26 protein-coding genes are annotated in these 25,273 nt (G+C 65.0%); 9 read left to right on the forward strand and 17 right to left on the reverse strand.

Features of this window, described 5'->3' with window-relative positions; all coding sequences use genetic code 11:
• Nucleotides 1-20 precede the first annotated feature (20 nt).
• Nucleotides 21-1,562: a lipopolysaccharide biosynthesis protein gene (locus AC07X9_RS11310; RefSeq protein WP_370569440.1), complete on the forward strand. Its 1,542-nt coding sequence runs from the start codon at nucleotides 21-23 to the stop codon at nucleotides 1,560-1,562.
• Here AC07X9_RS11310 and AC07X9_RS11315 read toward each other — a convergent pair whose 3' ends face one another.
• Nucleotides 1,563-2,576, reverse strand: a complete 1,014-nt coding sequence (locus tag AC07X9_RS11315) for an adenosine kinase (RefSeq protein WP_086485768.1) — start codon at nucleotides 2,574-2,576, stop codon at nucleotides 1,563-1,565.
• A 111-nt stretch (nucleotides 2,577-2,687) separates the two neighbouring features.
• Between AC07X9_RS11315 and AC07X9_RS11320 the strand changes: the two genes are divergently transcribed.
• Entirely contained in the window at nucleotides 2,688-3,356 is a 669-nt protein-coding gene (locus AC07X9_RS11320; RefSeq protein ID WP_026002600.1) for an EI24 domain-containing protein, read from the forward strand.
• Nucleotides 3,353-3,727: a hypothetical protein gene (locus AC07X9_RS11325; protein ID WP_017184292.1), complete on the forward strand. Its 375-nt coding sequence runs from the start codon at nucleotides 3,353-3,355 to the stop codon at nucleotides 3,725-3,727. Before AC07X9_RS11320 ends, AC07X9_RS11325 begins: the two co-directional genes overlap by 4 nt.
• Here AC07X9_RS11325 and queG read toward each other — a convergent pair.
• A complete protein-coding gene (gene queG, locus AC07X9_RS11330) occupies nucleotides 3,724-4,758 on the reverse strand; it encodes a tRNA epoxyqueuosine(34) reductase QueG (RefSeq protein ID WP_017184293.1) in 1,035 nt (344 codons plus the stop codon). The genes AC07X9_RS11325 and queG overlap by 4 nt on opposite strands.
• A 34-nt stretch (nucleotides 4,759-4,792) precedes the next feature.
• Here queG and AC07X9_RS11335 point away from each other — a divergent pair, with 34 nt between their 5' ends.
• From AC07X9_RS11335 to msrB, 3 genes are read left to right on the forward strand one after another with little or no spacing between them, the layout of a single operon-like run.
• Nucleotides 4,793-5,758 (forward strand): ABC transporter ATP-binding protein, encoded by a 966-nt coding sequence (locus AC07X9_RS11335; RefSeq protein WP_017184294.1) that lies wholly within the window; start codon nucleotides 4,793-4,795, stop codon nucleotides 5,756-5,758.
• The gene (locus tag AC07X9_RS11340; RefSeq protein ID WP_026002602.1) at nucleotides 5,755-6,945 is read left to right on the forward strand and encodes an ABC transporter permease; all 1,191 of its coding nucleotides are present in this window, start codon (nucleotides 5,755-5,757) and stop codon (nucleotides 6,943-6,945) included. The genes AC07X9_RS11335 and AC07X9_RS11340 overlap by 4 nt, the downstream gene beginning before the upstream one ends.
• Nucleotides 6,946-6,963: 18 nt before the next feature.
• Nucleotides 6,964-7,440, forward strand: a complete 477-nt coding sequence (gene msrB / locus AC07X9_RS11345; protein ID WP_017184296.1) for a peptide-methionine (R)-S-oxide reductase MsrB — start codon at nucleotides 6,964-6,966, stop codon at nucleotides 7,438-7,440.
• Here msrB and AC07X9_RS11350 read toward each other — a convergent pair.
• The 10 genes from AC07X9_RS11350 to AC07X9_RS11395 all read right to left on the reverse strand — a co-directional run bounded on the left by AC07X9_RS11350 (nucleotide 7,421) and on the right by AC07X9_RS11395 (nucleotide 18,852).
• Nucleotides 7,421-9,184 (reverse strand): hypothetical protein, encoded by a 1,764-nt coding sequence (locus AC07X9_RS11350; protein ID WP_017184297.1) that lies wholly within the window; start codon nucleotides 9,182-9,184, stop codon nucleotides 7,421-7,423. The genes msrB and AC07X9_RS11350 overlap by 20 nt on opposite strands.
• The gene (locus AC07X9_RS11355) at nucleotides 9,162-9,551 is read right to left on the reverse strand and encodes a GtrA family protein (RefSeq protein ID WP_017184298.1); all 390 of its coding nucleotides are present in this window, start codon (nucleotides 9,549-9,551) and stop codon (nucleotides 9,162-9,164) included. The genes AC07X9_RS11350 and AC07X9_RS11355 overlap by 23 nt, the downstream gene beginning before the upstream one ends.
• A gap of 10 nt (nucleotides 9,552-9,561) precedes the next feature.
• Nucleotides 9,562-11,085: an NAD(P)/FAD-dependent oxidoreductase gene (locus AC07X9_RS11360; protein WP_017184299.1), complete on the reverse strand. Its 1,524-nt coding sequence runs from the start codon at nucleotides 11,083-11,085 to the stop codon at nucleotides 9,562-9,564.
• A gap of 182 nt (nucleotides 11,086-11,267) precedes the next feature.
• The gene (locus AC07X9_RS11365; RefSeq protein ID WP_017184300.1) at nucleotides 11,268-11,600 is read right to left on the reverse strand and encodes a UrcA family protein; all 333 of its coding nucleotides are present in this window, start codon (nucleotides 11,598-11,600) and stop codon (nucleotides 11,268-11,270) included.
• Nucleotides 11,601-11,809: 209 nt separating this feature from the next.
• Nucleotides 11,810-13,399 (reverse strand): bifunctional phosphoribosylaminoimidazolecarboxamide formyltransferase/IMP cyclohydrolase, encoded by a 1,590-nt coding sequence (gene purH, locus AC07X9_RS11370; protein ID WP_017184301.1) that lies wholly within the window; start codon nucleotides 13,397-13,399, stop codon nucleotides 11,810-11,812.
• Nucleotides 13,400-13,477: 78 nt separating this feature from the next.
• The gene (locus tag AC07X9_RS11375; protein ID WP_017184302.1) at nucleotides 13,478-14,509 is read right to left on the reverse strand and encodes a hypothetical protein; all 1,032 of its coding nucleotides are present in this window, start codon (nucleotides 14,507-14,509) and stop codon (nucleotides 13,478-13,480) included.
• 2 nt (nucleotides 14,510-14,511) lie between these two features.
• Complete coding sequence (locus AC07X9_RS11380) at nucleotides 14,512-16,263, reverse strand: heparinase II/III family protein (RefSeq protein WP_017184303.1); 1,752 nt, start codon at nucleotides 16,261-16,263, stop codon at nucleotides 14,512-14,514.
• A gap of 14 nt (nucleotides 16,264-16,277) precedes the next feature.
• Nucleotides 16,278-16,940 (reverse strand): ribulose-phosphate 3-epimerase, encoded by a 663-nt coding sequence (rpe, locus tag AC07X9_RS11385; protein ID WP_017184304.1) that lies wholly within the window; start codon nucleotides 16,938-16,940, stop codon nucleotides 16,278-16,280.
• Nucleotides 16,941-17,018: 78 nt separating this feature from the next.
• A complete protein-coding gene (locus AC07X9_RS11390) occupies nucleotides 17,019-17,510 on the reverse strand; it encodes a hypothetical protein (RefSeq protein WP_017184305.1) in 492 nt (163 codons plus the stop codon).
• A gap of 52 nt (nucleotides 17,511-17,562) precedes the next feature.
• On the reverse strand, nucleotides 17,563-18,852 hold the full coding sequence (locus AC07X9_RS11395; RefSeq protein ID WP_026002604.1) for an RsmB/NOP family class I SAM-dependent RNA methyltransferase: 1,290 nt from the start codon (nucleotides 18,850-18,852) through the stop codon (nucleotides 17,563-17,565).
• Nucleotides 18,853-18,990: 138 nt separating this feature from the next.
• Here AC07X9_RS11395 and AC07X9_RS11400 point away from each other — a divergent pair, with 138 nt between their 5' ends.
• From AC07X9_RS11400 to AC07X9_RS11410, 3 genes are all read left to right on the forward strand, one after another.
• On the forward strand, nucleotides 18,991-19,164 hold the full coding sequence (locus AC07X9_RS11400) for a DUF1674 domain-containing protein (protein WP_017184307.1): 174 nt from the start codon (nucleotides 18,991-18,993) through the stop codon (nucleotides 19,162-19,164).
• Between the two features lie 176 nt (nucleotides 19,165-19,340).
• The gene (locus tag AC07X9_RS11405; RefSeq protein WP_017184308.1) at nucleotides 19,341-19,769 is read left to right on the forward strand and encodes a hypothetical protein; all 429 of its coding nucleotides are present in this window, start codon (nucleotides 19,341-19,343) and stop codon (nucleotides 19,767-19,769) included.
• Nucleotides 19,770-19,872: 103 nt separating this feature from the next.
• Complete coding sequence (locus AC07X9_RS11410) at nucleotides 19,873-20,769, forward strand: UTP--glucose-1-phosphate uridylyltransferase (protein WP_017184309.1); 897 nt, start codon at nucleotides 19,873-19,875, stop codon at nucleotides 20,767-20,769.
• A 57-nt stretch (nucleotides 20,770-20,826) separates the two neighbouring features.
• On the opposite strand, the gene AC07X9_RS11415 is transcribed toward AC07X9_RS11410, so the two are convergent.
• The 5 genes from AC07X9_RS11415 to AC07X9_RS11435 form a co-directional block, all read right to left on the reverse strand.
• Nucleotides 20,827-21,789 carry an NAD-dependent epimerase/dehydratase family protein gene (locus AC07X9_RS11415; protein WP_017184310.1) on the reverse strand — a complete coding sequence of 321 codons (963 nt, stop codon included), beginning with the start codon at nucleotides 21,787-21,789 and terminating at the stop codon, nucleotides 20,827-20,829.
• Between the two features lie 33 nt (nucleotides 21,790-21,822).
• Nucleotides 21,823-22,371 (reverse strand): single-stranded DNA-binding protein, encoded by a 549-nt coding sequence (gene ssb / locus AC07X9_RS11420; protein ID WP_017184311.1) that lies wholly within the window; start codon nucleotides 22,369-22,371, stop codon nucleotides 21,823-21,825.
• A gap of 28 nt (nucleotides 22,372-22,399) precedes the next feature.
• On the reverse strand, nucleotides 22,400-24,259 hold the full coding sequence (feoB, locus tag AC07X9_RS11425; RefSeq protein ID WP_086485769.1) for a ferrous iron transporter B: 1,860 nt from the start codon (nucleotides 24,257-24,259) through the stop codon (nucleotides 22,400-22,402).
• Nucleotides 24,256-24,510 (reverse strand): FeoA family protein, encoded by a 255-nt coding sequence (locus tag AC07X9_RS11430; RefSeq protein WP_017184313.1) that lies wholly within the window; start codon nucleotides 24,508-24,510, stop codon nucleotides 24,256-24,258. The genes feoB and AC07X9_RS11430 overlap by 4 nt, the downstream gene beginning before the upstream one ends.
• Nucleotides 24,511-24,598: 88 nt before the next feature.
• A complete protein-coding gene (locus tag AC07X9_RS11435) occupies nucleotides 24,599-25,264 on the reverse strand; it encodes a COQ9 family protein (protein WP_019052247.1) in 666 nt (221 codons plus the stop codon).
• Nucleotides 25,265-25,273 lie beyond the last annotated feature (9 nt).

The following is a 25,273-nucleotide window of genomic DNA, read 5'->3' on the forward strand; positions in this document are numbered from 1 at the left end:
CATCGCGCGCCCGCACCATCATGGCTACATTTGGGTCAACAGACGCGACGACAGAGGGGAATCGATTGGCCGGGCAGCATCCTGCGCCTAAGGACGAGGATGACATCGCCGCCTTGGCGAAGGGCGGGCGGACCAATGTGTTCGGCTTCCTTCTTCGCCTGGCCGCGCGGCTGCCCTTCCTGTTCATCGCCGGTCGCGTCTATGGCGCCGAAGCGCTGGGCCGCTTCGCCTATGCCGTGCTGGTGGTGGAATTTGTCGCGCAACTCGCGACGCTGGGGCTGAAACGCGGGCTGGCGGGAGCGCTCAGCCAGACCGAACGGCCCCACGCCCATGTCGTCACCGACGCAATGCTGGTGACGATGATCGCCGCGCTGGCGGGCGCTGGCCTGCTGGTCGCCTTTCCGCAGGCCATGTTCCCCAATAGCGGCATCAACGGCCTCGACCGGCTGCTGGCGCTGGTCGTCATCGCGGTTGCCGGGTCGGACGTGGCGCTGGCCGCCTGCGCCTATAAATTCGACGTTGGCGCGACAGTGCGGGCGCGCTCTATCATAGAACCCTGGGCCATCAGCATCGGCGCCTTCGCCTTCGCCTTTTATTCGACCCGTGACGGGCTGATCCTGTCCTACGCCGTGTCGATGATCGCCGCCTTCATCGCCTCCATCATTCCGATGGCGCGCCATTATGGCCTGCCTGTGGGCTGGCGGCCTGATTCTGGCCGACTATGGCGGCTGGCGCGGCGCAACCTGCCGCTGGCGGCGGCCGACGGGGTGGAATGGGGATCGCGGCGGCTCGACATGGCCATATTGGGCCTGTTCGTCAGCCCGGCGGTCATCGGCATCTATTATGTCGCGCAACAGGTCGCATCGCTGCCGCAGAAGCTCAAGACCAGCTTCGACCCGATTTTGGGCCCGGTCATCACCCGCAATCTGGCGGAGGGCAATCTGGCCGGGATCGCGCGGCAGGTCAGCCAGGTCGGGTTCTGGATCATCGCCGCGCAGGCCGGAATTGCGCTGGCACTCGGCATCCCCGGCGAAGCGGTGATGGGGCTGGTTGGCCCGCATTTCGTCAGCGGCACCGGGGCGCTGGCCTTCCTGCTGCTGGCCGAAGTGATCGCCGCCACCGCAGTCGTCAGCGAATCAGCGCTGGTCTATATCGCGCGCCACCGCAATTTGATGATCTCGCTCGGCATGATCGGCTGTCAGGCCGTTTTCAGCTTCGCGCTGATCCTGCTCGCCCGTCGACTTGGCCTCCCGGTCATGGCGGTCGCCGCCGCCCCGGCGCTGGCGCTGTGCCTTGCGCTGGCGGTCGGCGCCTTCGTCAAGGCGCGGCTGCTCGCGCGACTGCTCGATGCGCCGATCAACGCCTGGCGCTGGCCATTGCTCAGCGCAGCAGGCGTTGCCTGCATCGTCGGCGCGGCCTTCGTCGCCCTGCCGCCGCGCCTGGAATGGGTCGAACTGGTCGTCGGCGTCTGGGCGATATTGGGCGCTTATGGCGTGGTCATCTGGCGCTGGGGCTTTGGCCCCGATGACCGCACCCTGTTCCGCAAGCGCAAGGCGGACTGATCAGGCGAACAGCCTGTCGCGGATCACGCCCAGATCATCCTCCGGTCGCGCGCCCCAGTGGGAGATGACTTCGGCCGCCGCCGCTGCACCCAATGCCAGGCAATCGGCCACGCTGCGGCCATCGATATGGGCGGCAAGGAAACCGGCGGCGAACAGATCGCCAGCGCCCGTCGTGTCGATGATCTGCGCGACCGGCGCGGCGGGTGCCTCGTAACGCATGCCATCGACGATCGCGACCGCACCATTTTCGCTGCGGGTCGACACCAGCACCGGCACCTTGGCCGCCATCGTCGCCACGGCCTTGTCGAAATCGTCGATCTGCGCGAGCGACTGGATTTCGCCTTCATTGGAAAAAAGGATGTCGATCTGGCCATGATCGATCAGGTCCAGAAAATCGGCGCGATGCCGGTCGATGACGAAATTGTCGGACAGGGTGAAGGCGACCTTGCGCCCCGCACCGCGCGCCGCGTCGATCGCCGCCCGCATCGCCGCGCGCGGCTGCTGCGGGTCCCACAAATAGCCTTCCAGATAAAGGATGCCGGCCGACCGGATCATGTCGAGGTCGAGCGCGGCTTCGGGCAAAAATTGCGATGCGCCCAGAAAGGTGTTCATCGTACGCTGCGCGTCGGGGGTCACCAGAATCAGGCAGCGGGCGGTAGGCACGTCGCCAGTCATCGCCGGTGTGTCGAACCGGATGCCGAGCGCGCGAACGTCATGGGCGAATACCGTGCCCAGCTGATCGTCATTCACCTGGCCGATAAAGCCGCACGTCTTGCCCAGCGCGGCAAGCCCCGCCAGCGTGTTGGCGGCTGATCCGCCGCTGATTTCCTTGGCCTGGGGCATGTCGGCATAGAGCGCTTCGGCCATATCGGCGTCGATCAGCTGCATCCCGCCCTTGGTCAGCGCATGTTCGGCCAGAAAGGCGTCATCGCTGCGTGCGAGAACATCGACAATGGCGTTGCCGATGGCGACGACGTCAAGCGTCGGGGCCGAAACTGAAGCGGAAGCGGTCACGCAATATCCTTATGGTACGGGGAATGTCCGGGTGCCGTCTCTATCGGCGCGCGTGTCGCCATGCAACAGCGTGCGATTGACGGGCCTCGCGACAGGCAGGATAAGGACGCGATGGTCCTGACCGCCGCGCTGCGCGCCTTCCCGCTGATCTTCCATGCCGCCGCCAGGCGGCTGCTGGTCAAGACATTGTTGCTGACGCTTCTGGTCTTTGCCCTGCTGGCGGTGGGGCTGTGGGCAGGATTCCATGCGCTGCGCCTCCATTATGGCTGGGGCGGCGGCGGCCTGGCGGAGGCGGCGGCGACCGCCCTGATCGTCGTCGCGGCAGGATGGCTGCTGTTTCGCGCGACTGCGATGGCGGTGATGGGCCTGTTCGCCGACGACATTGTCGTCGCCGTCGAGAGCAACAGTTACCCGGACGCTGCGGCCCATGCGCGCCCGGTCGGACCGGCGCGCAGCATCCGCTATGCGCTGGCCTCGGTCGCGCGGACGATCGGCTGGAACCTGTTGGCGCTGCCTGCCTATATCGCGCTGCTGGTGACAGGCGTGGGGACGATCGGGCTGTTTCTGGCGCTCAACGCCTATCTGCTGGGTCGCGATCTGGCCGACATGGTGGAACCACGCCATCCCGGCCATCCGCCGATCCCGCGCGGCAGCCGATGGCTTCTGGGGCTCGCTTCGGCGCTTCTGTTCCTTGTCCCGCTGGTCAACCTGCTTGCGCCGATCTGGAGCGCGGCTATGGCGGTCCACATGCTGCACGGCGTCAGAAGGAAGCCTGTATGAACGCCCCCCGCCTTACCCTGATCGCGCTGCTGTCGCTGCCGCTTGCCGCCTGCGGCGCTGGCAGCGTGGTGCCGCAGACCGGCATCGCCCCCCCGCCCGCCGGTCCCCCGGCCAGCGCCTTTGGCAAGCCCGGCCCGCTGATGGGCGCGGACGCCCGCGCCCTGACCCAGATGTTCGGCACGCCCCGGCTCGACATTCGCGAGGCAACGGTGCGCAAGCTGCAATTTGCCAATGGCCGCTGCGTCCTAGACACCTATCTCTACGCCCCCGCGCGCGGCAAGGAGCCAGTGGTCACCCATGTGGACGCGCGCTCGCCTGCTGGCACGGATGTCGATCCGTCGGCCTGCGCGACGGCATTGCGGGCGCGCTAGACTGACAGCCGCCCGATCGCCCAGGTCGCCGCTTCCGCGACCACCGGATCGTCATCGCCCGCCAGCACCTGCAACCGGCCGAGCAAGCGCGCGTCGCCGCTATTGCCCGCCGCGATCGCCGCATTGCGCACCATGCGATTGCGGCCGATGCGCTTGATGGGGGAGCCGGAGAAGATTTCGCGAAACGCGGCATCGTCCAGCGCGAGCAGGTCGGCAAGGGCAGGCGCGGCGAGTTCGGCGCGGCCCACGAACGCCTTGTTCGCCGCCGCCTGATCGGCAAATTTGTTCCAGGGACAGACCGCCAGGCAATCGTCGCAACCATAGATGCGGTTGCCTATGCCTTCGCGCAGTTCGTGCGGGATCGGCCCCTTATGTTCGATCGTCAGATAGGAAATGCAGCGGCGGGCATCGACGACATAGGGGGATGGGAAGGCATCGGTCGGGCAGGCCGTCTGGCAGGCGGTGCAACTGCCGCAATGGTCGACCTCCGGCGCGTCGGGTTCCAGCGCGATTTCGGTGTAGATCGCCCCCAGAAACAGCCAGCTGCCATGCTGGCGGCTGACCAGATTGCTATGCTTGCCCTGCCAGCCCAACCCCGCCCCCTGCGCCAGCGGCTTTTCCATGACTGGCGCTGTATCGACGAACACCTTGAGCGCGCCGGGTTGCTGATCCACCAGCCAGCGGGCCAGGCTTTTCAGACCCTTTTTGACGACATCATGATAGTCCTTGCCCTGCGCATAGACGGATATGCGCGCGCGGTCCGGCACGTCCGCCAGCGCCAGCGGATCGCGCCCCGGCGCATAGCTCATCCCCAGCATGACGACGCTGCGCACGTCCGGCCACAGGCCGCGCGGCGATCCACGTTGTCCCGCACGCTCCTCCATCCACAGCATGTCGCCATGATGGCCCGCATCCAGCCATTCGCCCAGCCGCTTGCCGGCCTGCGGCGCCACGTCCGCAGGCGCGATGGCACAGGCGGCAAAGCCCAGCGACGCGGCCTGCACCTTCAGACGGGTTTCCAAGCTTTCCATTTGCGTTGGCATGGGGGGACACTATCAGGAGCGGATGAACGGCGACACTCCGGCCCCGCCCCTCCGCTATGCGCTCGAAGGCCATGGCCTTGTCAAGACATTCGGCAGTTTCCGCGCGGTCGACGGCGTCGACATCGCCGTGCCTGCCGGGTCCATCTATGGCGTGCTGGGGCCAAATGGCGCGGGCAAGACGACGCTGCTGCGCACCCTGCTGGGCATCATCGACCCGGACGAGGGCACGCGGTCGCTGCTGGGCGACCCCGCCCCGCTGCGGATGGCGCGGCAGGTCGGCTATCTGCCGGAAGAGCGCGGGCTTTATCCGTCGATGAAGGCGTTTGAGGCGATCGCCTTCATGGGCGCGCTGCGCGGGTTGCCGCTGAAGCAGGGCCGCGAACGGGCGCGGGCGATGCTGGAGGGGCATGGCATGGGCGGCGCGATCGACAAGCCGATCCGCCAACTGTCCAAGGGCATGGCGCAGACGGTGCAATTGTTCGGGACGATCATCCACGAACCCCGGCTGATCCTGCTGGACGAGCCTTTTTCCGGGCTGGATGCGATCAATCAGGAGAAGCTGGAGGCGCTGATCCGTGAGCAGGCGCGTCGAGGCGTCACCATCCTCTTTTCCACCCATGTCATCGCCCATGCCGAACGGCTGTGCGAACGGATCGCCATCGTCGCGGGCGGACGCATCCGGTTCGAGGGGACAGTGGCTGACGCGCGCGATCGGCTACGCCCGCAGGTGCGGCTGCGCACCAAAGCCAGCGACGGGGCGTGGCGGCGCGCGCTGCCCACCGATACCGTCGTGGAGGATGGCGCATGGCATTTCGCCCTGCCGGATGACGGGATCGAGCCGCTGTTACGCGCACTGCTGGATGGGCAGGCGGGAATTGAAAGCCTGTCGATCGAACGGCCGGGCCTGCACGACGCCTTCGTCGCCATCGCCGGTGCCGCGACCGCGCGCCAGATGGAAGAAGCGCAGGCACGGGAGCAGGACGCATGAGAGAGATGCTGCGCGCCGCGCTGGTCATCGCCCGGCGGGACTTCACCGCCGTCGTGCTGTCGCGCACCTTCATCCTGTTTCTGCTCGGCCCGTTGCTGCCCATTCTGATCGGCATGGCCCTTGGCGGCCTGGGCGAGAAGATTGCCAGCACAGACCTGCGCCCGCTGGTGGGCATCGCCATGCCAGCAGGGGAGGCCGCGAAGCTGGAGCGCGCCCATGCCCGTCTGACCGAACGGATGGGGGATCAGGCGCTGGTCAGGCTGCGGCGCGTGCCGCTGACCCCGGCACCGCGCGAGCAGTTGGCGCGCCCTGATTCGGCGGTGGTGGCGATCCTTTCCGGATCGGTCGCGCACCCGATCCTGACCGGCAAAGCGGAAGATCTCGACAAGTTGCAGGGCGATATGAGCCTGATCGCCAGCGCGGCGCAAGCGGAACATACGCTGCGGCTCGTGCAGGTGGAGCGGCAGGAAGTCGCCAAGAGCCTTGGCGCGCAGGCGCAGGCGCGGTTGCTGATCGGCCGCGTGGCGCAGGTGGTGATGTTTTTCCTGACGATCCTGCTGGCGGGAATGATCCTGTCCAATCTGGTTGAGGAAAAGACGAACAAGATCATAGAGATATTGGCGGCCGCCGTACCGATAGACGCGATTTTCCTCGGCAAGCTGATGGCGATGCTGGCGATGAGCTTTGTCGGCATCGCCTTTTGGGGCGGCACCGCTTTCGCGATCTTCCTGGCGCTGCATGGGGGCGGGTCCAGCCTGCCAGCCCCCGCGGTGGGCTGGCCGATATTCCTGATCCTTGCCACCCTCTATTTCGCCATGGCCTATACGCTGCTGGGATCGCTGTTCCTGGGGATCGGCGCGCAGGCGGCTACGGTGCGCGAAGTGCAGACACTGAACATGCCGGTGACCATGGGGCAGATGCTGATCTTCTTTTTCGCCAATTACGCCGTCGACCATATGGGATCGCCCGCGGAAGTCGCGGCGACGATCTTTCCGTTCAGTTCACCCTTCGCGATGATCGCGCGCGCGGCGCAATCCGATGCGCTGTGGCCGCATCTGCTGGCGCTGCTGTGGCAGGCGGCGTTCGTGGCGCTGATCATCCGCGTGGGCGTGCTGCTGTTCCGCCGCCATGTCATGCAGTCGGGCGGCAGCTGGTGGAAACGCCTGTTCAGGAACACGACAGGCTGAACCATGTTTAATGGCGTCATGAACCGGCGATTCTTCCTGGGCGGCATAGCGACCGGCGCGATGGCGCTGGGCTGGTGGCGGCTGGGCCTTGGCACGGCGGAGGCCGCCTATCCTTATGCCCTGAGCGATGCGGAATGGCGCAAGCGGCTATCGCCGCTCGCCTATAATGTGTTGCGCAGGCAGGCGACGGAGCATCCCTTCACCAGCCCGCTCAACAAGGAACATCGCGCGGGCATTTTCGCCTGCGCTGGATGCGGACAAAAATTGTTCAGCTCCAAGACCAAGTTCGACAGTGGCACTGGCTGGCCCAGCTTCTACGCCCCACTGCCCAAGGCGGTGGGCACCAGTCGCGATTTCGCACTGGGCTATCCCCGGACCGAGGTTCATTGCGCGCGCTGCGGCGGGCATCTGGGCCATGTGTTCGACGACGGGCCAAAGCCCACGGGCCTGCGCTATTGCATGAACGGCGTCGCGCTCAGCTTCGTGGCGGCCTGATCCGGTAGATTTTCAGCGGGCCTTTGGTCGGCAGAGGCTCCAGCCATGGCGGTATCGTGCCGCGTGCCAGCATCGCCGCCAAACCCTTGCCATTGGCTTGGCCATAGAGGCGATATTCGTTTAGGCCGTCACAGGTCACGACATAGCGCGCGCTGGTTGCGCCGATCACTGTTCTTGCCTGGTCCGGCGCATCGACAAAGCCTTCGATCACCGCTGTAATCCCCGCTGCATTGCGGTGATGGGCAGTGCCGATGACGCTATGGCGGGTCTGGACGAGAATGTCGGGGCCAAGGTCGATCGGCGCGAACAGGGTCGTGGGCGCCAGGGTGCGCAGCGGGGCCAGCACCGTGGCCGCGCGGCAATTGGCGCTGGCATCTCGGGCCGATTCGGGCTTTGCGGCCAACGCCACCCACAGCGCGCAGAGACCAGCCGGAGTCAGCAGCACGAGTGCGACCGAACCGGCTATCCGCACCATCGCGCTGGCGGACGCCTGCACCCGGCGGAACAGGGCGAACAGCAGCCAGGCGGTGCCGGGCAGGGCGAACAGATGCGCCACGGACACGGCCCGCATGACCATGATCGCGACCAGCATCGCCCCGGCCAGCAGCAGCACCATTGTCAGCCAGCGCATCCGCACCGGGCCGCTGGCCGCGCGCGCCGCCAATAGCGTGGCAATCAGGCCGAATAGCGAGGGAAGCAGGATGACGCCCACCATCAACCGGCTCTGTTCCCAGATCGGCCGCCCCTCCATGACCTGCAAATACCAGAGCTTATAGGCCAGCGGTCCCAACGCCGCGAAGGGATCACCCGACAGGCACGCCCCGCCGGTCAGCAGGAAGGTCGCCAGCGCCGCGCCGCCCCCGATCGCGCCGATCAGGCAGCGGCGTAGCGCGGTGGACGGGCCGATCAATCTTGCGGCGGCAGGCGTCGCAACCGCCAGAGCGACCAAGGGCCAGACATAGACGAAGGAGAGCGCGTCGCACTGGCGCGCCAGTACGGCAGATGGCCCACGCAACAAGATGAGCGGGATCAGCGCCGCTGCGCCCAGTGCGACAGTGAAGCCGACGAAGCGCGGCGTTTCGGCCCGGTCGATCCAGTGGCGCAGGGCAAACAGCGCAGCGAACAGCGCCGCATAGGGCAGGCCTTCGCTCGAAATCTGGAGCCAGAGCGCCAGTGCCAGCCCCGCAACGATGCCCCCGCGCACCGGGCGCGAGTCCATCGCGCCGCCCAGTGCCAGCGCGGCGGCCATGATCTGCCAGCCATGATGGTCGATTCTGAGCGGCGTGAACTGGACCAGGATCGACGGGGCGGTCAGCAGCAGGACGATGGCCAGCAACGCCACGATCGTCCCGGCAATCCGGCGCGTGGCGACGAACAGCGCGGCGGTCAGCCCGCCCAGCAGCAGCAGCGGCACGACGGCGCAGGCGACCAGTTCCGCCGTCGCCATGCCCAGCAACGGGCGCAGCAGCAGGATCAGCGCCGCGATTGGCATATCGACGATCCGCGACCAGTGCATCGGCCCGCCTATGGGCGGGTTCACGCGATGCTGGCTGACATCCCAGAAGGCCTGCCCGCCTATCCAGTCGCGGACCTGCACCAGACGCATGGCGTCATCGGGATCGCGAAAGCCAAGCGTGGCGAAATCGCCCCGGAACAGCCACAGCATAGCCGCGCTGCACAGCAGCCAGGCAAGCAGCGCAAGCAGCGCCGCCCGCTTTCCGTCAGGCGCGGGCAAAGACGCCATATTTGCGGATCGCATAAACGGTGAGGAAGCTGACCGGCACGGACAACAATTTAGCGATCGTCGGAGCAACGCCGATCAGGCTTAGCCCGCCGACCATGGAAAGGGTAATGCCCATCCCCAGCAGGGCGCTCGCCACGAACCCGGCGCGCTGCGCGTGGGTCGGGCCGGTGCCGGTATCGAACACGAAACGGATGCTGATGGTCCAGTGGACAATCAGACCGACGGCATAACCGCCAAACGCCGCCAGCATGGGGGCGGCGCCGACATGGTCGAGCATCAGGAAAAGCGCCATGTCGCTCGACAGCGCGCAGATGCTGGCCAGCAGATAGCGGGCAAACATCAGACGCGAAACCAGCGCCACCAACATGCGCACCGGATCAGGCAGCCTTCAGGCGCGACGGGACGGCGCGGGTGCTGGCAAGCGCAGCCTGCGCGTCGGCGTCCTGACCTTCTTCCCCGGCCTCATGATATTCGGCATCTTCATTGACCGACCAGACGTCATGGATGCGTGCGCCCGCAACGATGTTGCGCACGGTCAGCATCGCCGTCATCATCGCATGGTCCTGATTATTATAGCGGTGCATGCCGTTGCGACCGACCATGTGCAACGTGGGATAGCGCGCTTCCAGTTCGGTGCGCAGCGCCTGCACATTGGCGGCATAGGCGTCGTTATAGACCGGATAGGCCTTTTCCTGCCGCACCACCGCGCCGCCCACGACATCGCCGGGGTTGCACAGGCCCAGTTGCGCCATCTCCTTCGTCGCCAGCGCGACCAGATCAGCGTCGGACGAAGCCCACAGGCCGTCCCCTTCAAAGCAGAAATATTCCAGCCCCACACAGGCGAGTGTCGGGTCCGGCACCATCTCCGGCGACCAGCTGCGGAAATTCTGGATACGCCCGACCTGCACCTTGCTGTCGTGGATATAAATCCAGTTGTCGGGGAAAATATCATTCCCCTTGACCATCAGCGCCACGGTCAGGAAATCGCGATATTTAAGGTCCATCGCCTCAGGCAGGGTAGCAGGCAGCGGATGGATGCGCCCGGCCAGTTCGCGCATGGGCGCGGACGAAATGACATGCGCGGCATTTATGATGACCTCACCCTCCGGCCCCTGCGCCACCAACCGCCAGCGATCGGTACCCTGGTCCTGCTCCAGCCTTTTGAAGCTGTGCGCCATCAACACCTGATTGCCGCCATCGACCACATGATCGCGCGCCTTTTCCCACATCATGCCGGGGCCAAGGCGGGGATAGCGGAATGTTTCCAGCAGCGTCTTGGTCGCCATGCCGTCATTGGGCTTCTTGTTGAGGCCGAGCGAGCGTTTCAGGCCGTCGGTGACCGCGCCCCAGAGCGACAGGCCCTTGATCCGCTGCGCTGCCCAGTCCGCCGACATTTCATCGCACGGCATCCCCCACACCTTCTCGGTGTAAGTCTTGAAGAAGATCGAGAAAAGCTTGTGCCCGAACGCATTGACGGTCCAGTCCTGAAAGGAGCGGACATTGCGGTTGGGCAGCAGCTTCGCCTTGGCAAAGCTCGCCATGCACAGCGTCGAGCGCCAGACGCCCAGATTCCACAGTGCCTCGAACGCGCGCAGCGGGTAACTGTAGAATTTGCCTTCATAATAGATGCGGCTCATCCGCGGGCGCTGGATGAAGTCGTCGGGCAATATCTCGTTCCACAGGTCCACGACCTGCTGCGATTTCGAAAAAAAGCGGTGGCCGCCAATATCGAAGCGGAAACCGTCCAGTTCGACTGTCCGGCTGATGCCGCCGACATAGACCGGGTCTTTTTCGATCACCGTGACGCTATAACCCTGCTTGGTCAGCAGATAGGCCGCGGTCAGGCCCGCCGGGCCTGCGCCGATGATGGCGACGTCCACGCTTTGGTCGATACGCGGCATGACAGGCAATTCCCCCGGATGGTCATTCGTGATCCTGGGAGTGAAGGAAATATTCTAAGGAGTGGTTAATGCGCGGTAAGGATCAGGCAGCAAACGCGCCATCGGGCAACAACAGAAAGGGCCGCCCCGCGATGCGGAACGGCCCCCTGCAGTCCCCTTCGTGAGGGGAACCGGGCAGATGATCAGCCCTGGCGCTGGGCCATGGCGTTAAGATCGCTGCGAGCGCCGGTCAGTGCCTCGCCAAAGCAATTGCGATAATCCTGGGTCACGGGAATGATCGAGCCATTGACGAAACCGCAGACCTGCTTGGCGGCGCGGGTGACGCGATAGTCGGCGCGGCGCAGACCGGCGGTGCTGGCCAGGTTCAGGTCAGCGACCGAAACGGCAATCGAGCGGGTTTCCGTACCCGCACGGCCATCGACGATCACATCCATATTGTCATTGCCCGCACTCGCCACGCCGGGCAGCGCAAGGGCCATCGTGGCGGCCAGCGCCACCAGCGTCTTTGCAGTCATCCTGTTTCTCCTGTCGAACATTTTTCTGTTCTTTGCCCAACACCTGACTTGGGCACCGGGTCCACGCCTAAATAGGCCTGCCCGGATAAAATGAAAAGAGGCCAATTGGCAAAAAGTGGCGGAAAACCGTTATTTTGCGCGTGCGAAAGGATTTGTTTCGCACGCGCAGATCAATTTGCGCATTGGCCGTCGGTACGGCTGAACCAGCATCAGTGCCGGAAGTGACGCATCCCGGTAAAGACCATGGCAAGGCCCGCTTCGTCAGCGGCGGCGATGACTTCATCGTCGCGGATCGATCCGCCGGGCTGGATTACCGCAGTGGCCCCCGCTTCGACCGCAGCCAGCAGGCCATCAGCGAAGGGGAAGAAGGCGTCGGATGCGACCGCCGAACCTATGGTGCGCGGTTCGCTCCAGCCTGCCTTTTCAGCCGCATCCTTGGCTTTCCACGCAGCAATGCGCGCGGATTCCAGCCGGTTCATCTGACCTGCGCCGACACCGGCAGTGCTACCACCCTTGGCATAGACGATGGCGTTGGACTTCACATGCTTGGCGACGGTCCAGGCGAAGAGGCAGTCGGCCAGTTCCTGTTCGGTCGGTTCGCGCTTCGTCACGACTTTCAGCACGTCACGGCTGATCCGGCCATTGTCGCGACTCTGTACCAGCACCCCGCCCGCGATCGTCTTGAGCTGGAGGCCGGGGCGCGCGGGATCGGGCAGGTCGCCGGTCAGCAGCAGGCGCAGATTCTTCTTCTTGGCAAAGATGGCGCGCGCCGCGTCATCGGCGTCGGGCGCGGCGACGACTTCGGTGAAGATACCGCTGATCGCTTCGGCAGTCGGGCCGTCGAGCGGGCGGTTGACGGCGATGATGCCGCCAAAGGCCGACACGCTGTCGCACGCGAGCGCAGCCTCATAGGCCTCGATCAGGGTCGCGCCGGTCGCCACGCCGCACGGGTTGGCATGCTTGACGATCACCACGGTCGGCGGGCCGTCGCGAAATTCGCTGACCAGCTCCAGCGCGGCGTCAGCATCGTTGTAATTGTTGTAGGACAGTTCCTTGCCCTGAATCTGCTTCGCCTGGGCAATGCCGTTGGCCGACGGACCAGTGGGCAGATAGAGGGCGGCGGACTGATGCGGGTTTTCGCCGTAGCGCAGCGTAGTGCCAAGCGTGCTGGCAACGGCCAGCGTTTCGGGGAAGGTCACGCCCTGATCGGCAAAGGCGAACCAGCTGGCGATCATCGAATCATAGGCGGCGGTCGCCGCATAGGCCTTGGCCGCCAGCATCCGGCGGAAGTCGTAGCTGGTCGCCCCGCCCTTCTCATCCATTTCCGCGATCAGCCGGGCATAATCGGCCGGGTCGGTGACGATCGCCACGCTCTCATGATTCTTGGCCGCAGAGCGCACCATGGACGGCCCGCCAATATCGATATTCTCGATAATCTCCTCGCGCTCCGCCCCCTTGGCGACGGTCGCGGCGAAGGGATAGAGATTGACCACGACCAGATCGATCGCACCAATCTGATGCTCGTCCATCGACGCAACATGTTCCGGGTTGGTCCGCACGGCCAGCAGCCCGCCATGCACCTTGGGATGCAGCGTCTTGACCCGGCCATCCATCATTTCAGGGAAGCCGGTCAGGTCGGAAATATCCATGACGGTCAGGCCCGCATCGCGCAACGCCTTGGCCGTGCCGCCGGTCGACACCAGCTCCACCCCATGCTTCCCCAGCGCCTGCCCCAATTCGATAAGGCCAGCCTTGTCCGACACGGACAACAGGGCGCGCTTGATGGGATAGTCGGTCATGAGGAAAGGCTTTCTGGTTGCAGGACGAGTTTGCGCCGGTCCCTTAAGGGCAGATGGCGGAAAAATACAGCCCTGCCGTCAATCCCACTTGCGCCGGACTTGGAGCATCGCGTCGATCTTCTCCAAGGAACAGTCGAGACAGCTTATTAGCTCTCGGGGCATCCAATACCGGCCCCATCCCCAGTCATAATCAAAACCATACCCCATATTGGGCAGAATGGTCAGCACGGGGATAGGCATCTCCACGGCCGTATCTGCGACCCGAAACAGCGGGCGATGCGAACGGTCCCGGATTTCGACATAGGCCAGATGAATGCGATTGCGGGATAGGAGCCAAGGAAGCTTCCCCGCTCCCTCTCCCCGCCCCCATCGGCCCTCCCGCAGAAGCAGATCATAATCAGTCAGCGGCGGTTCCGCGACAAGACACACGTCGTTTGCGAGATGTTCCTCATGCAAGCGACCCAGCTTCCATCTGTCCTGTTCTGTTTCGCCAAATGGCGATCTCAAGTTGCGATCGACGGGTGGGCTTGCCGGGCATTCACTCAATGGTTTGAGCCGATAGGTCTGCGCAAGATGAGACAAGGGGGCGGCGCCACGCTGGATATCTTCGAACGACAGGCCGCTGCTACTGTTGACAGTGACGCTATGCACTGAATCCTCGAACAGGAGGGCGACACAGCGACTGTCGCAACTGAAAGGACCACGACCGAAATCGGGGATGCCGAATTCCATGCGGATATCGCCGAAGGGCTTTATCGGTCCGGCCGGCTTCACATTCGTCAGTTGATGGTCCGCCGCTAGTCGCCTGCCCGCGCTGATGGAGGGCTGCGGGATGGCCCAGACAAGCCCGGCCGTGACCACGATCGCCAGCATCGCCGCCCGCAATGGAGACAGCAGGAAGCCGCCCGCCCAGTAGAAGGCGGCCAACATCGCGCCCCACAGAAACGCTGTTGGCATGACTACTAGAAAAACGCCGGGAAGGACCATCAGCATGAAACCGAAAATCAGAATCCATGGTGCAACCAGTATGATGGCCGAGAGGGTTCCAGTGACGATCAGATACCGCTTGAGAAACAGATCAAATGAGCCGTTTCCGTTACGCACGGCCATCCTCACCCAACCCGCTTGAACAGCCACCCGATGCTCGACCCGCCGGGCAGCGCCTCGCTGGTCACCACCATCTGCTTGGTTGGGTGCGGCCTGCCGTCGCCATCGACCCACAGGCTGTCCTCGACGGTCAATATGCCGGTGCCGGTGCGGAACTGCCACAACGCGCCCATGTCGATGCGCAGCAGCGCGCCCTGATTGTCCGCGGTCAGCGTCGGTTCGACGCCCGGCGCCAGGTGAAAGCGCAAAACGGCCGGGAGTTTGGCGGGTTTGCGACGACGCTGCGCCGGGGTCAGCATATCTTCGCCGCGGATTTCCTTGCCATCGCCGCTGACGAGCAGCAGGCGGCGGTGGACATAGCCGATGCGGCGGACATAGCCGTCATGGGACAGGTCGACCCGGCTGCCATTGTCCAGTTCCTGCCGGTTCAGTTCCACTTCGGTAACGCCGCGCCCCAGCGTGCCGTCGGGCATCAGCGCGGTGCTGTTGCAATCGTCCAGCACCAGTGTGCTGTGCGCGGCGGTCGTGCGCAGCCCCTGCGCCAGATCGCGGGGTATCCATGCCCCCTCAAGTCCCGCGCCGCCGCAATTGACGACCAGGCGATGGGGTCCATCGCTGATCTCGATCGCGCCGGTCGAGGCGCAGCCTGCATCGGCCAGCCGCGCGACCGGCGGCGGCGCGGCGTCGATCTGGACCACGCTCACGCCCGCCGCGATCCGCTGATAACCCCAGTCGCGCGCCTGTCGCAGCGGCCGGGCGCGCACCCGACTGGCCGCGATCACAGCATTGACGATCGCAGGATCGATCGCGCCCGCGCCCTGCCAGTTGCCAAGGCCGCCATCGCCATGGGTCAGGCCCAGCAAGGCGGGGACGATGCGGTTCAGCCCGTCATTGAGGAAGCCGGGAGCCGTTTCGCGCCGTACGTCATAGACCGCGCGCAGCATGGACAGCGCCATGACCGCCTCTACCTGCGCCAGCGGTGACCGGGAAACGATGCCGCCATCGGGGTAGAATCCGCTGTCGATCGCGCGCTTCAGGCCCGCTTCGCCGAACAATTTGCGCGCCGCGCCGCCAGGCATCAGCATGGAAGCGGCGACGATCGCGCTCCAGCCGACGATGCGCGGCAGGCCCATGGGCGCCTTGTCGGCGATACGGTCCAGATGCCGCGCGGTGCGGGCGATGCAGTTGAGGACCAGCGAACGATAGACCAGATCGCTCGACGAGAGGATCAGCGGCGCATGGGCGGTCCAGAAAAAGAGCCGCCAGCCCGCATTGTCCGCCCGCCAGGCCTGTTCGCTGGGCGTTTCGGCATGCACGGCCAGCCATTTGCGCATGACGCTTTCGGCGATCGGCGCTGCCTGTTCGCGACTGGCGACGCTCGCCAGATCGCGCAGCCAGCGGAAACTGTGCAGATAGTCGGCAAAGGCGGGATCTAGGTCCAGCCGCGCGAAATCGAGCGTGTCGATAATCTGCTTCTTGCCGCGAAACAGGAAATAGCCCGCGCGGATCGCCTGCCCCGCGCGCGTGTCACCGGGCAATTCGTCATCGGGAACCGCAAGCAGCTTGAGCGGATATTTGCCGCGCAGCTTGCGGCCGTGGATCGGCGTTTTCCAGCTGAGCAGATAGAAATGATTGGCGATCTTCTGCGCCAGCGACAGCCCCTTGTCATCCGCGACGCGGATGAGGCGCTTGCCCTGTTCGATGCCGTCGTCGCTGCTTTCCGGAGCGGCGGGTTCGGGCACCTTGCGGGCGGACATGCGCCGGACCTCGTTCACCCGCCCCGCAGCTTCCGTATATTGTCGGCATAGGCCGATGGCCCGCCTCGGAATGTCGCAGTGCCCGCGACCAGCACGTCGGCCCCGGCGGCGATCGCCTTGGGCGCGGTGGTGAAATCAATGCCGCCATCGACCTGCAACCGTATGTCGCGCCCGCTCTTGTCGATCATCTTGCGACAGGCTTCGATCTTGCGCAGCTGGCTTTCGATGAAGCTCTGACCGCCAAAACCGGGATTGACGCTCATGACCAGGATCAGGTCGACATCGTCGATCAGATAATCCAGCATCTTGGCGGGCGTGCCGGGGTTCAGCACCACGCCAGCCTGAACGCCCAGCGACTTGATATATTGGATCGAGCGGTGGATGTGCGGCCCCGCTTCGGGATGGACGGTCAATATGTCCGCGCCCGCCTGCGCAAAAGCGTCGAGATACTGATCGACCGGGGAAATCATCAGATGGACGTCGAACGTCTTTTTCGTGTGCGGCCGCAACGCCTTGACCACTGCCGGGCCGATCGTGATGTTCGGCACGAAATGCCCATCCATCACGTCGATATGGACCCAGTCGCAGCCCGCTTCGTCAATCGCGCGGACTTCCTCGCCCAGACGGGCGAAGTCGGCAGAGAGGATGGAGGGCGAGATCAGGATCGAGGGTGTCATTAACCGTTCGCCTTAGCTATGCCTCGGTCCAAGGGCAACGGGTGATTTGGATGGGGCGCAAGGAACGCGCCCAAGCCGCTATAACATAACGAAAATCGTTGGATCGAGCCGGTGCGAAGGGGTGGTCCCGTGCGGCAGCATCTGTTTGACGCCGTGCAGGCCGATCACCTCCTGCGCATCGTCCAGTACCGGCGCGGCGATCAACCGCATGGCGCACTCCCCCATCCCGTCGGCCTGATGAATGTCGACATCCAGGGTGAAGCCGCGCTTGTGACGGATGGCATAGGTGCGCAGCCGCTCCATGGCTTCGCGCGAATCCGGGGCATAAAGCGATACGGACAGGGCGCGTGGCACGGGAATATGCCGCTCCAGCCCGAAAATATCATAGACGCCGGCCGTCCAGGTCAGGCTGTCATCGGTCAGGTCGCAATGCCACAGGCCCAGCCCCCGTTCCGCCAGCGCCGCATCGTTGCGCGCCAGCGATGGGTCCAGCATCACCGGGGCGAGATGTTCGTGCAGGTCGTAGAGCGGCCAGCTATGGTGCAAAGGCAAGGGTTCGATCGGACGCACGGCGCACCTTCCAGACAGGGAATGGTCATCCTAAGCGCTCCATGGTTAAGGCTTAGTTCGTTGCTTTTGCAAGGCGCGCGATAAAAAATCCGTCCGCGCCGCCCTGGGTCGCCAATGTGTCGGGCAGCGTGCGCAGCCAGCCTTGCGACGTGGGGGTCATGCCGTCGGGCAATTCGCCAGCCTGCGCCGGCACAAGCGCAAAGTCCGGGCGGGCGGCCAGCAATCGGGTGATCTGTTCCTCCCCTTCCGCCTGTTCCAGCGAGCAGGTGGCGTAGAGCAGCACGCCGCCAGGCTTCAGCCAGTCGGCGGCGCGAGCGAGCAACGCGCCCTGCAACTCCGCCAGCTCGGCAATCTGACGCGGGCCGATACGGTGCAGCACGTCAGGATGACGGCGATAGATGCCCGTCGCGGTGCAGGGCGCGTCGAGCAATATGGCGTCGACCGGCTGGTCCGGCTGCCACTGGCGCAGATCTGCCTGCACGACATCGGCGGACAGGCCGGTGCGGGTCAGGTTTTCGGTCAGCCGCTCCAGCCGCTTTTTCGACTGGTCGATCGCGGTCACGCGCCATCCGGCCGCCGCCAGCTGCATCGTCTTGCCGCCGGGGGCTGCGCACAGGTCCAGCACATGACGCCCTTCCCCGGCACCCAACAGACGTGCCGGGCAGGATGCAGCAACATCCTGCACCCACCACGCGCCATCGGCAAAGCCAGGCAGATCGGGAATATTGGCCCCGTCGGGCAGGCGGACATGGCCGGGGGCCAGGCTGACGCCGCCCAGTTGCGCGGTCCATTCGGCGGTGGCGGCCGGATCGCGCAGGCTGACGTCCACAGGCGGACGGATAGCATAGGCGCGCGCAGCCGCCTCCACCATCGCACTGCCCCATTGGGCGGCCCAGCGATCCGCGACGGCGGCGGGCAGGGTCGGCGGATCGGGCAGCACCGGCGCGCTGCGCGTCACCGTGCCGAACACGCCATGGACCAGCTTGCGCGGCCCGCCATCGACCAGCGGCAGCGCCGTGGCGATCGCGGCGTGCGGGGCGGTACCCAGCACCAGCACCTGCACCAGTGCGATGCGCAGCACCATGCGCGCCTTGGCATCATCGGGCAGCGGCAGCCGTGTCGCGCCGTCGATCAGCGCGTCGAGATCGGGCAGGTGGCGCAGCACTTCCGCAGTGATGGCATGGACCAGCGCCCGGTCCGCGCGGTCGGCCAGCCCCTGACAGGCGCCATGCAGCGCGATTTCCAGCGGGTCACCGCGCCGCAACACGGCATCTAGCAGTTTGAGGGCGGAACGACGCGCAGGCAGGCCGGGGACGTCAGCGGGGCGGGAAGATTGAGCCATGGGGCAGCGCCTAGGCGATTTTGGACGGATAAGATAGGTTCGCCATGCCACCCCGCCCTTGCGCTTGGATCGGCGGTCGCCCAAATGAAGGCTGGCACAGGGCGCTGCCGTAGCGCTCCGCAATCGAAAGGCGGCTTCATGGGACACTATAATGGCAAGCGCCCCGCGCATGTGCAGCCGCCCGCCCACCTGTCCAAAAGCCCGCCCGTGCCGCAGCCGGACCCGATCGACAGCCCGCCTCAGCCTCAGGAAGAGTTAAGCCCGGTTCGCTACGGCGATTGGGAACGCAAAGGCTTAGCGATTGATTTCTAAGCGATAGGCCAATCGGCTCGCCGCCAATATTGCACAATTTCCGATGTTCCGTGCCACCGCCACGAGCGATGGCGCCTGCCGCTCTGGCCTATCCGTCTCCGTCTGCGCAGGACAGGGATGAACAAGGAGAATGGGGCGTGGGCGTACATTTGGTTGCAGACGTGAGTGGAAAAACAGTGTCGGATTACGCGCCGGAGGATGCGGCGCTGCTATGCGCGGTCGGGCGACTGGTATGCGCCTGGACGATGCTGGAACAAAGCCTGGAAACCAAGATCGGTCTGATGCGCGAAAAGATGGGCGACGTTCGCACCGTGGGCGCGCGCACCCGCCCGTCCATGGCCAAGCTGATGACCGAATTGCGCACGATGGTGGCGATGCGCGACCGGCGCAACGCCAGCGCGCTGACCGAAATCGCCGCCATCGAACGCGACATCCAGCGGATCGACAGGTTCCGCGCGCTCATCATCCAGGGCTTTCACCAGCCGGAGCCTGGCGGCTTTATTTGCCGCGACCATCGCAATATCCACCAATTCGTCACATTTGAGCAATTAGATCACGAAATAAGCGATCTGGAAACGATCGCTAACCGGCTGCTGGCAGTATAGGGTGCAGCGCACACGGGAAATTCCGCCCCTGTGCTTGACCTTTTTCGCATGTGCGGCAAATCATGTCGGGCCGTGGGGGCCTTGGGGTTAAGGGGAGTCCAACTTGAACAAGCCGATTCGCAAAGCTGTTTTTCCTGTCGCGGGACTGGGCACGCGCTTTTTGCCCGCGACCAAGGCGGTGCCCAAGGAATTGCTGCCGGTGGTCGACCGCCCGCTGCTCCAATATGCCGTGGATGAGGCGCGCGAGGCCGGGATCGAGCAGATGATCTTCGTCACCGGGCGCGGCAAGGGCGCGATCGAAGATTATTTCGACATGGCCTTCGAATGCGAAACCTTGCAGCGCGAACGCGGCAAGGATCTGTCCGCGCTGGAAGGAACGCGGCTCGCGCCGGGCAATGCGGTGTTCCTGCGCCAGCAGGAATCGCTGGGCCTTGGCCATGCCATCTGGTGCGCGCGCGACATTATCGGTGACGAACCGTTTGCCATCCTGCTGCCCGACGAATTCATGAAGGGCGCGCCGGGCAATGGTTGCATGAAGCAGATGGTCGACGCCTATGAAAAGGTCGGCGGCAATCTGGTCTGCGCGCTGGAAATCCCGATGGAGCAGACGCCCAGCTATGGCGTGATCGATCCGGGCGCGCGTGATGGCGTGCTGACGGAGGTGAAGGGGCTGGTCGAAAAGCCCGCCGCCGGGACCGCACCGTCCAACCTGATCCTGCCGGGCCGCTATATCCTGCAACCCGATGTCATGAAGATATTGGAAACGCAGGAAAAGGGCGCTGGCGGGGAAATCCAGCTGACCGACGCGATGGCCGCGATGATTGGCAAGCAGCCTTTCCATGGCGTGACATTTGACGGCCGCCGCTTCGATTGCGGGTCAAAGGCCGGCTATGTCGAGGCCAATCTGGCACTGGCGCTGGAGCGCGAAGATCTGCGCGATCATATCCGGGCGTTTGCGACGCAGGAACTGGGCATCGACAGCGTGGCGACGGCGGCTTAGTCGTCCTGTTCTGACGTTCGACATCGTTGGATGCCGGGTGGCATGCGAATGTCGAAATCAGTCCGCTAAGGACTGTACCTGCGGCGATACATAGTTGGCGTCATGCGCGAAGGGCATATCGGTCCCTTCGCGCAGCGCCGCCAGCACAGACCCGAAATCCGTTTCGCAGCGAAAGCCCATGATCCGTTCGGCGCGGCTGGCGTCATAGACACGGCCGATGCTTCGCGGCAGGTGCCAGCCCTGTCGGGCATAGAGGCTGGCCGCATCGGGAAAATGGCGGGCAATGACCGCGGACGCGTCCTGCTTCAACCCCCGCACCTCGTCGCGTGAAAAGGGCGTCGGCGCGGACAGGATGAATGTTTCGCAGCTCAGGGCCGGTGCCTGTTCCAGCGCCACCAGATGCGCGCGTGCCGCGTCCTCCACCGTCAGGCGGCGATGCAGCAGTTCGTTGGCCTTCATGTTCGGGCCGGACAGCAGTTGATGGGTGTCATCATCTTCGGGAAAGAATCGCCCGGTACGCAGGATGACGCAGCCGATGCCATGTGTCAGGTGGTGGATGCGGCACAGCCCCTCCGCCGCCAGCTTGGTCACACCGTAGATGTTGCGCGGCGCCAGCGGCCCGGCACTTTCATCCAGCCAGATCGCCGCGTCCCCGGCTTCGTCGCGGATGCGCTGGTCGATCATCAGCGACGTGGTGGAGGTCATGACGAAACGATCATGCCCAGCTGCAACCGCTGCCTCCAGCAGGTTGAGCGTACCGGTTACATTGACATCGACAAAGCGCTGGGCCGGATAGCGGATGATGTCCGGCTTGTGCAGCGCGGCACCGTGAATCACCGCCTCGATGCCGCGTTCGGCAAAGACCCGGTCGATCAGGGCGCGATCGGCAACCGACCCGACGATGTCGGTATCGGCACCGGGCGCAACGTCCAGGCCAGTGACATCATGGCCCGCCCTGCGCAGCAGGGGCGCCAGAAAGCGCCCCAGCCATCCTGAAGATCCGGTCAAAAGAACCTGCATTGGACTGGATTCTTTCTTGCGGACAGAGGCCGGTCAGAACGGAACTTCATCGTCCAGATCATTGTCGAAATTGGGGCTGCCTGCGCTGCCGCGACCGCCGCTCGACGAGCGACCGCCAAAGCCGCCGCCACTATTGCCACCGCCAAAATCGTCATAGCCGCCCGACGACGCGCCCCAATCGCTGACGCCCTGCTGCGATCGGCCACCACCGCCCTGGCCGCCACCACCGGGCGCGCCATCCAGCATGGTGAGCACGGCCCCTGGCCCCTGCACCATCACTTCGGTCGAATAGCGGTCATTGCCGTTCTGGTCCTGCCATTTGCGGGTGCGCAGCTGGCCTTCGATATAGATTTTGGAGCCTTTGCGCAGGAAGCGTTCGGCCACGCCGACCAGCCCTTCGCCGCCGATCACGACGCTGTGCCATTCGGTGCGCTCCTTGCGCTCGCCGGTGTTGCGATCCTTCCAGTTTTCGGACGTAGCGATGCGCAAATTGCATATCTTGCCGCCATTCTGGAAGCTCTTGACCTCCGGGTCGGCGCCCAGATTGCCGACCAGAATGACCTTGTTGACCGAGCCTGCCATGATTCCTCCGAAAGCCTTAAAGCGGCCCTTATAGTCCTGCTGCGGTCGCGGTCCAGTAGGTCAGGCCCGCGGCGACATAAGCCAGCACGAACAGGTATCCGACCATGAACAGCGGCCATTTCCAGCCGTTCGTTTCCCGCCGCGTCACGGCGATGGTCGATATGCATTGCGGCGCGAAGATGAACCAGGCCAGGAAGGCCAGCGCGGTCGGGAGCGGCCACTGGTCCTTCAGCCGGTCGCCAAGGCTGCGCTCCAGCAGCGCCTCGTCATCGCCAGCATCGATCGAATAGACGGTGGCCAGCGCCGACACCGCGACTTCGCGCGCGGCCATCGCCGGGATGAGGGCGAGGGAAATGTCGCGGTTGAAGCCGATCGGCTCCAAAATGACATTGAGCCCGCCGGCGATCCGCCCGGCAATCGAATAATCGACCTGGCTCACCGCGCTGCCTTCGGGCGGCTTGGGGTAGGACAGCAGCACCCACAATATCACGGTGGACGTGAAGATGATCGTGCCCGCGCGCTTCAGGAAGATGACCGCGCGCTGCCACAGGCCCAGCACTATGTCCTGCGGCCGGGGCCACTGATATTTGGGCATTTCCATCAGGAAGCCGCCGCTCGCCCCCTTGGTCACGGTCATGCGCAGGATCAGCGCCACCAGCATCGCGCCGATAATGCCAGAGATATAGAGGCAGAAAAGGACGAACCCCTGAAGCCCCACACCCGGCAATATGTCGCGCGCGGGGATGAAGGCGCCGATGATGACGGCATAGACCGGCAGTCGCGCCGAACAGGTCATCAGCGGCGCGATCAGGATGGTAGTGAGGCGGTCCTTGGGATCAGCGATCGTCCGCGTCGCCATGATGCCGGGAATGGCGCAGGCGAAGGAGGAGAGCAAAGGAATGAACGCGCGCCCCGACAGGCCGACCCTGGCCATCAGCCCATCCATCAGGAAAGCGGCGCGGACCATATAGCCGGTCGCCTCCAGCATCAGGATGAAAAAGAACAGGATCAGGATCTGCGGCAGGAACACCACCACCGATCCCACGCCGTTGATGACGCCATCGACCAGGAAGGACCGCAGCATTCCGTCGGGCAGCGCATCGCGCACGCTGTTGGCGGCGGCCTCCGCCAGCCCCTCGATCATGGCGATCGGCGCTTCGGACCAAGCATAGACCGCCTGGAACATGACGAACAGCAGGCCAAGCAACAGCAACAGCCCAAATACCGGGTGCAGCGCCACCCGATCGACCGCAGCGGTCAGACGGCGCGAAGGGGTTTCGCGCACGATGGCGGCGCGGGCGATCCGCCGTGCCTCATCGCGCACCGCATCGAAATCGCGCTCCGGCAGCGGCGCTTTGGCTTCGGGCACGACGCTGCCCAGCAAGCCAGCCAGTTCCTCACGCAGATGATCAAGCCCCCGCTTGCGCACCGCCACGGTGGCGATCACCGGCACGCCCAGTTCGCGCGACAGGACGGCAGCGTCCAGTTCCAGCCCGTCGCGCGTGGCAAGGTCCACCATGTTGAGCGCGACGATGGTCGGCAGGCCAAGGGCGATCAGCTCCAGCGCGAAACGCAGATGATTGTCGAGGTTGGACGCATCGACCACGATCACCAGCGCGTCCGGCTGCCTTTCCCCCGCCTGCCGCCCCATCACGACGTCGCGCGTGACTTGTTCGTCCGGGCTGGCGGCGTTCAAACTGTATGTACCGGGCAGGTCGACCAGTTCGACCGGACGACCATCAGCCAGCGCCAGCCGCCCCGCCTTGCGCTCCACCGTGACGCCCGGATAATTGCCCAGCTTCTGCCGCGCGCCGGTAAGGGCGTTGAACAGCGCGCTTTTGCCCGCATTGGGGTTGCCGACCAGCGCGACGAGCGGCAGCGCGCTCATGGCGCAGCGTCCGGTCCGGTGCGGACAGTGACGGCGGCGGCGTGATTGCGACGCATGGCGATGGTCATGCGACCCACCTTGCAGGCGATCGGCCCCTTGCCCCACAGGCCGCCATGGTGCAGCGCCTCCACGCTCGCGCCTTCGCACAGGCCAAACTCGCGCAGACGCTGGCCTTCTGACGCGGAAAGCGCGGACCAGTCGATCAGGTCAACATAGGCGGGCTGGCGCAGAGGCAGTTCGGTCAGACGCACGGAATGGATACTCACAGGTCGGTTGCTGCGAGTGACTATCAATACCGATTAGGAAAGGCCAGAAGGAAATGTTCGCCAGCGCGACAGATCACACCGCCGGGTAGCGCAGTCGCCCGATGAAGCGCGCCAGGCTGAGCCGCTCGCCCCCACCCACGCCCTTGACCTGCGCCTTCAGCTTTTCGAACCGCATCACGCCTTCGATCCGCCGGGCCAGGAAAGCGCGGCTGTCGGCATGGGCCTCGCTTTCGTCGTCCACGAACACCAACAGCGTGGCGGCATAGACTCCGGCCAACGTCATCCGCTTGGTATAATGGGCAAGGTCCGTGGCAGTGTCGCCCGCCGCGCGCCACATGACATCGGCCGCGCGCCAGCCCAGCCGGGTCGCGCGCGCCGCATTGGTCGGCAGGGCAAGGATGGCGATGGCGCGGCGCAACGCTTCGCGGTCGGGCGCCAGCAGGTCCAGCCGCGCCTCCACCAGCGCGATGATCCTGCGCCGGATCGACAGCGCGTCAAGCGTGTCGGCTGGCAAAGCGTCCAGCATCCGCGCGTCGATGCTAGCGAACCAGGCGTCGATCATGTCGACCGGGCCGTCGGCAAAGGCCAGCGCGGCAATATCCGCGTCCACGCCCTTTTCCGCCGCAGCCATGGCGACCGCTTCCTTGCGCCACCCGTCAAAGGCCGCATGGCGCGCCAGTACGGGCGCCAGCAGGACGCGGATTTCATCGAGGGTCATGTCGGCAATATCGTCGCTCATGCCACCAAT

It is taken from the genome of Sphingobium sp. GW456-12-10-14-TSB1, assembly GCF_059424385.1.

What these genes read in the sequence shown, in the direction of transcription:
- AC07X9_RS11395 (WP_026002604.1), bottom strand. Translation starts at nt 18,852, where the DNA reads ATGGCTCAATCTTCCCGCCCCGCTGACGTCCCCGGCCTGCCTGCGCGT.
- AC07X9_RS11320 (WP_026002600.1), top strand. Translation starts at nt 2,688, where the DNA reads ATGGTCCTGACCGCCGCGCTGCGCGCCTTCCCGCTGATCTTCCATGCC.
- rpe (WP_017184304.1), bottom strand. Translation starts at nt 16,940, where the DNA reads ATGACACCCTCGATCCTGATCTCGCCCTCCATCCTCTCTGCCGACTTC.
- msrB (WP_017184296.1), top strand. Translation starts at nt 6,964, where the DNA reads ATGAACCGGCGATTCTTCCTGGGCGGCATAGCGACCGGCGCGATGGCG.
- ssb (WP_017184311.1), bottom strand. Translation starts at nt 22,371, where the DNA reads ATGGCAGGCTCGGTCAACAAGGTCATTCTGGTCGGCAATCTGGGCGCC.
- AC07X9_RS11350 (WP_017184297.1), bottom strand. Translation starts at nt 9,184, where the DNA reads ATGGCGTCTTTGCCCGCGCCTGACGGAAAGCGGGCGGCGCTGCTTGCG.
- AC07X9_RS11340 (WP_026002602.1), top strand. Translation starts at nt 5,755, where the DNA reads ATGAGAGAGATGCTGCGCGCCGCGCTGGTCATCGCCCGGCGGGACTTC.
- queG (WP_017184293.1), bottom strand. Translation starts at nt 4,758, where the DNA reads ATGGAAAGCTTGGAAACCCGTCTGAAGGTGCAGGCCGCGTCGCTGGGC.
- AC07X9_RS11335 (WP_017184294.1), top strand. Translation starts at nt 4,793, where the DNA reads ATGAACGGCGACACTCCGGCCCCGCCCCTCCGCTATGCGCTCGAAGGC.
- AC07X9_RS11325 (WP_017184292.1), top strand. Translation starts at nt 3,353, where the DNA reads ATGAACGCCCCCCGCCTTACCCTGATCGCGCTGCTGTCGCTGCCGCTT.
- AC07X9_RS11365 (WP_017184300.1), bottom strand. Translation starts at nt 11,600, where the DNA reads ATGACTGCAAAGACGCTGGTGGCGCTGGCCGCCACGATGGCCCTTGCG.
- purH (WP_017184301.1), bottom strand. Translation starts at nt 13,399, where the DNA reads ATGACCGACTATCCCATCAAGCGCGCCCTGTTGTCCGTGTCGGACAAG.
- AC07X9_RS11415 (WP_017184310.1), bottom strand. Translation starts at nt 21,789, where the DNA reads ATGCAGGTTCTTTTGACCGGATCTTCAGGATGGCTGGGGCGCTTTCTG.
- AC07X9_RS11435 (WP_019052247.1), bottom strand. Translation starts at nt 25,264, where the DNA reads ATGAGCGACGATATTGCCGACATGACCCTCGATGAAATCCGCGTCCTG.
- AC07X9_RS11380 (WP_017184303.1), bottom strand. Translation starts at nt 16,263, where the DNA reads ATGTCCGCCCGCAAGGTGCCCGAACCCGCCGCTCCGGAAAGCAGCGAC.
- AC07X9_RS11400 (WP_017184307.1), top strand. Translation starts at nt 18,991, where the DNA reads ATGGGACACTATAATGGCAAGCGCCCCGCGCATGTGCAGCCGCCCGCC.
- AC07X9_RS11310 (WP_370569440.1), top strand. Translation starts at nt 21, where the DNA reads ATGGCTACATTTGGGTCAACAGACGCGACGACAGAGGGGAATCGATTG.
- AC07X9_RS11360 (WP_017184299.1), bottom strand. Translation starts at nt 11,085, where the DNA reads ATGCCGCGTATCGACCAAAGCGTGGACGTCGCCATCATCGGCGCAGGC.
- AC07X9_RS11355 (WP_017184298.1), bottom strand. Translation starts at nt 9,551, where the DNA reads ATGTTGGTGGCGCTGGTTTCGCGTCTGATGTTTGCCCGCTATCTGCTG.
- AC07X9_RS11375 (WP_017184302.1), bottom strand. Translation starts at nt 14,509, where the DNA reads ATGGCCGTGCGTAACGGAAACGGCTCATTTGATCTGTTTCTCAAGCGG.
- feoB (WP_086485769.1), bottom strand. Translation starts at nt 24,259, where the DNA reads ATGAGCGCGCTGCCGCTCGTCGCGCTGGTCGGCAACCCCAATGCGGGC.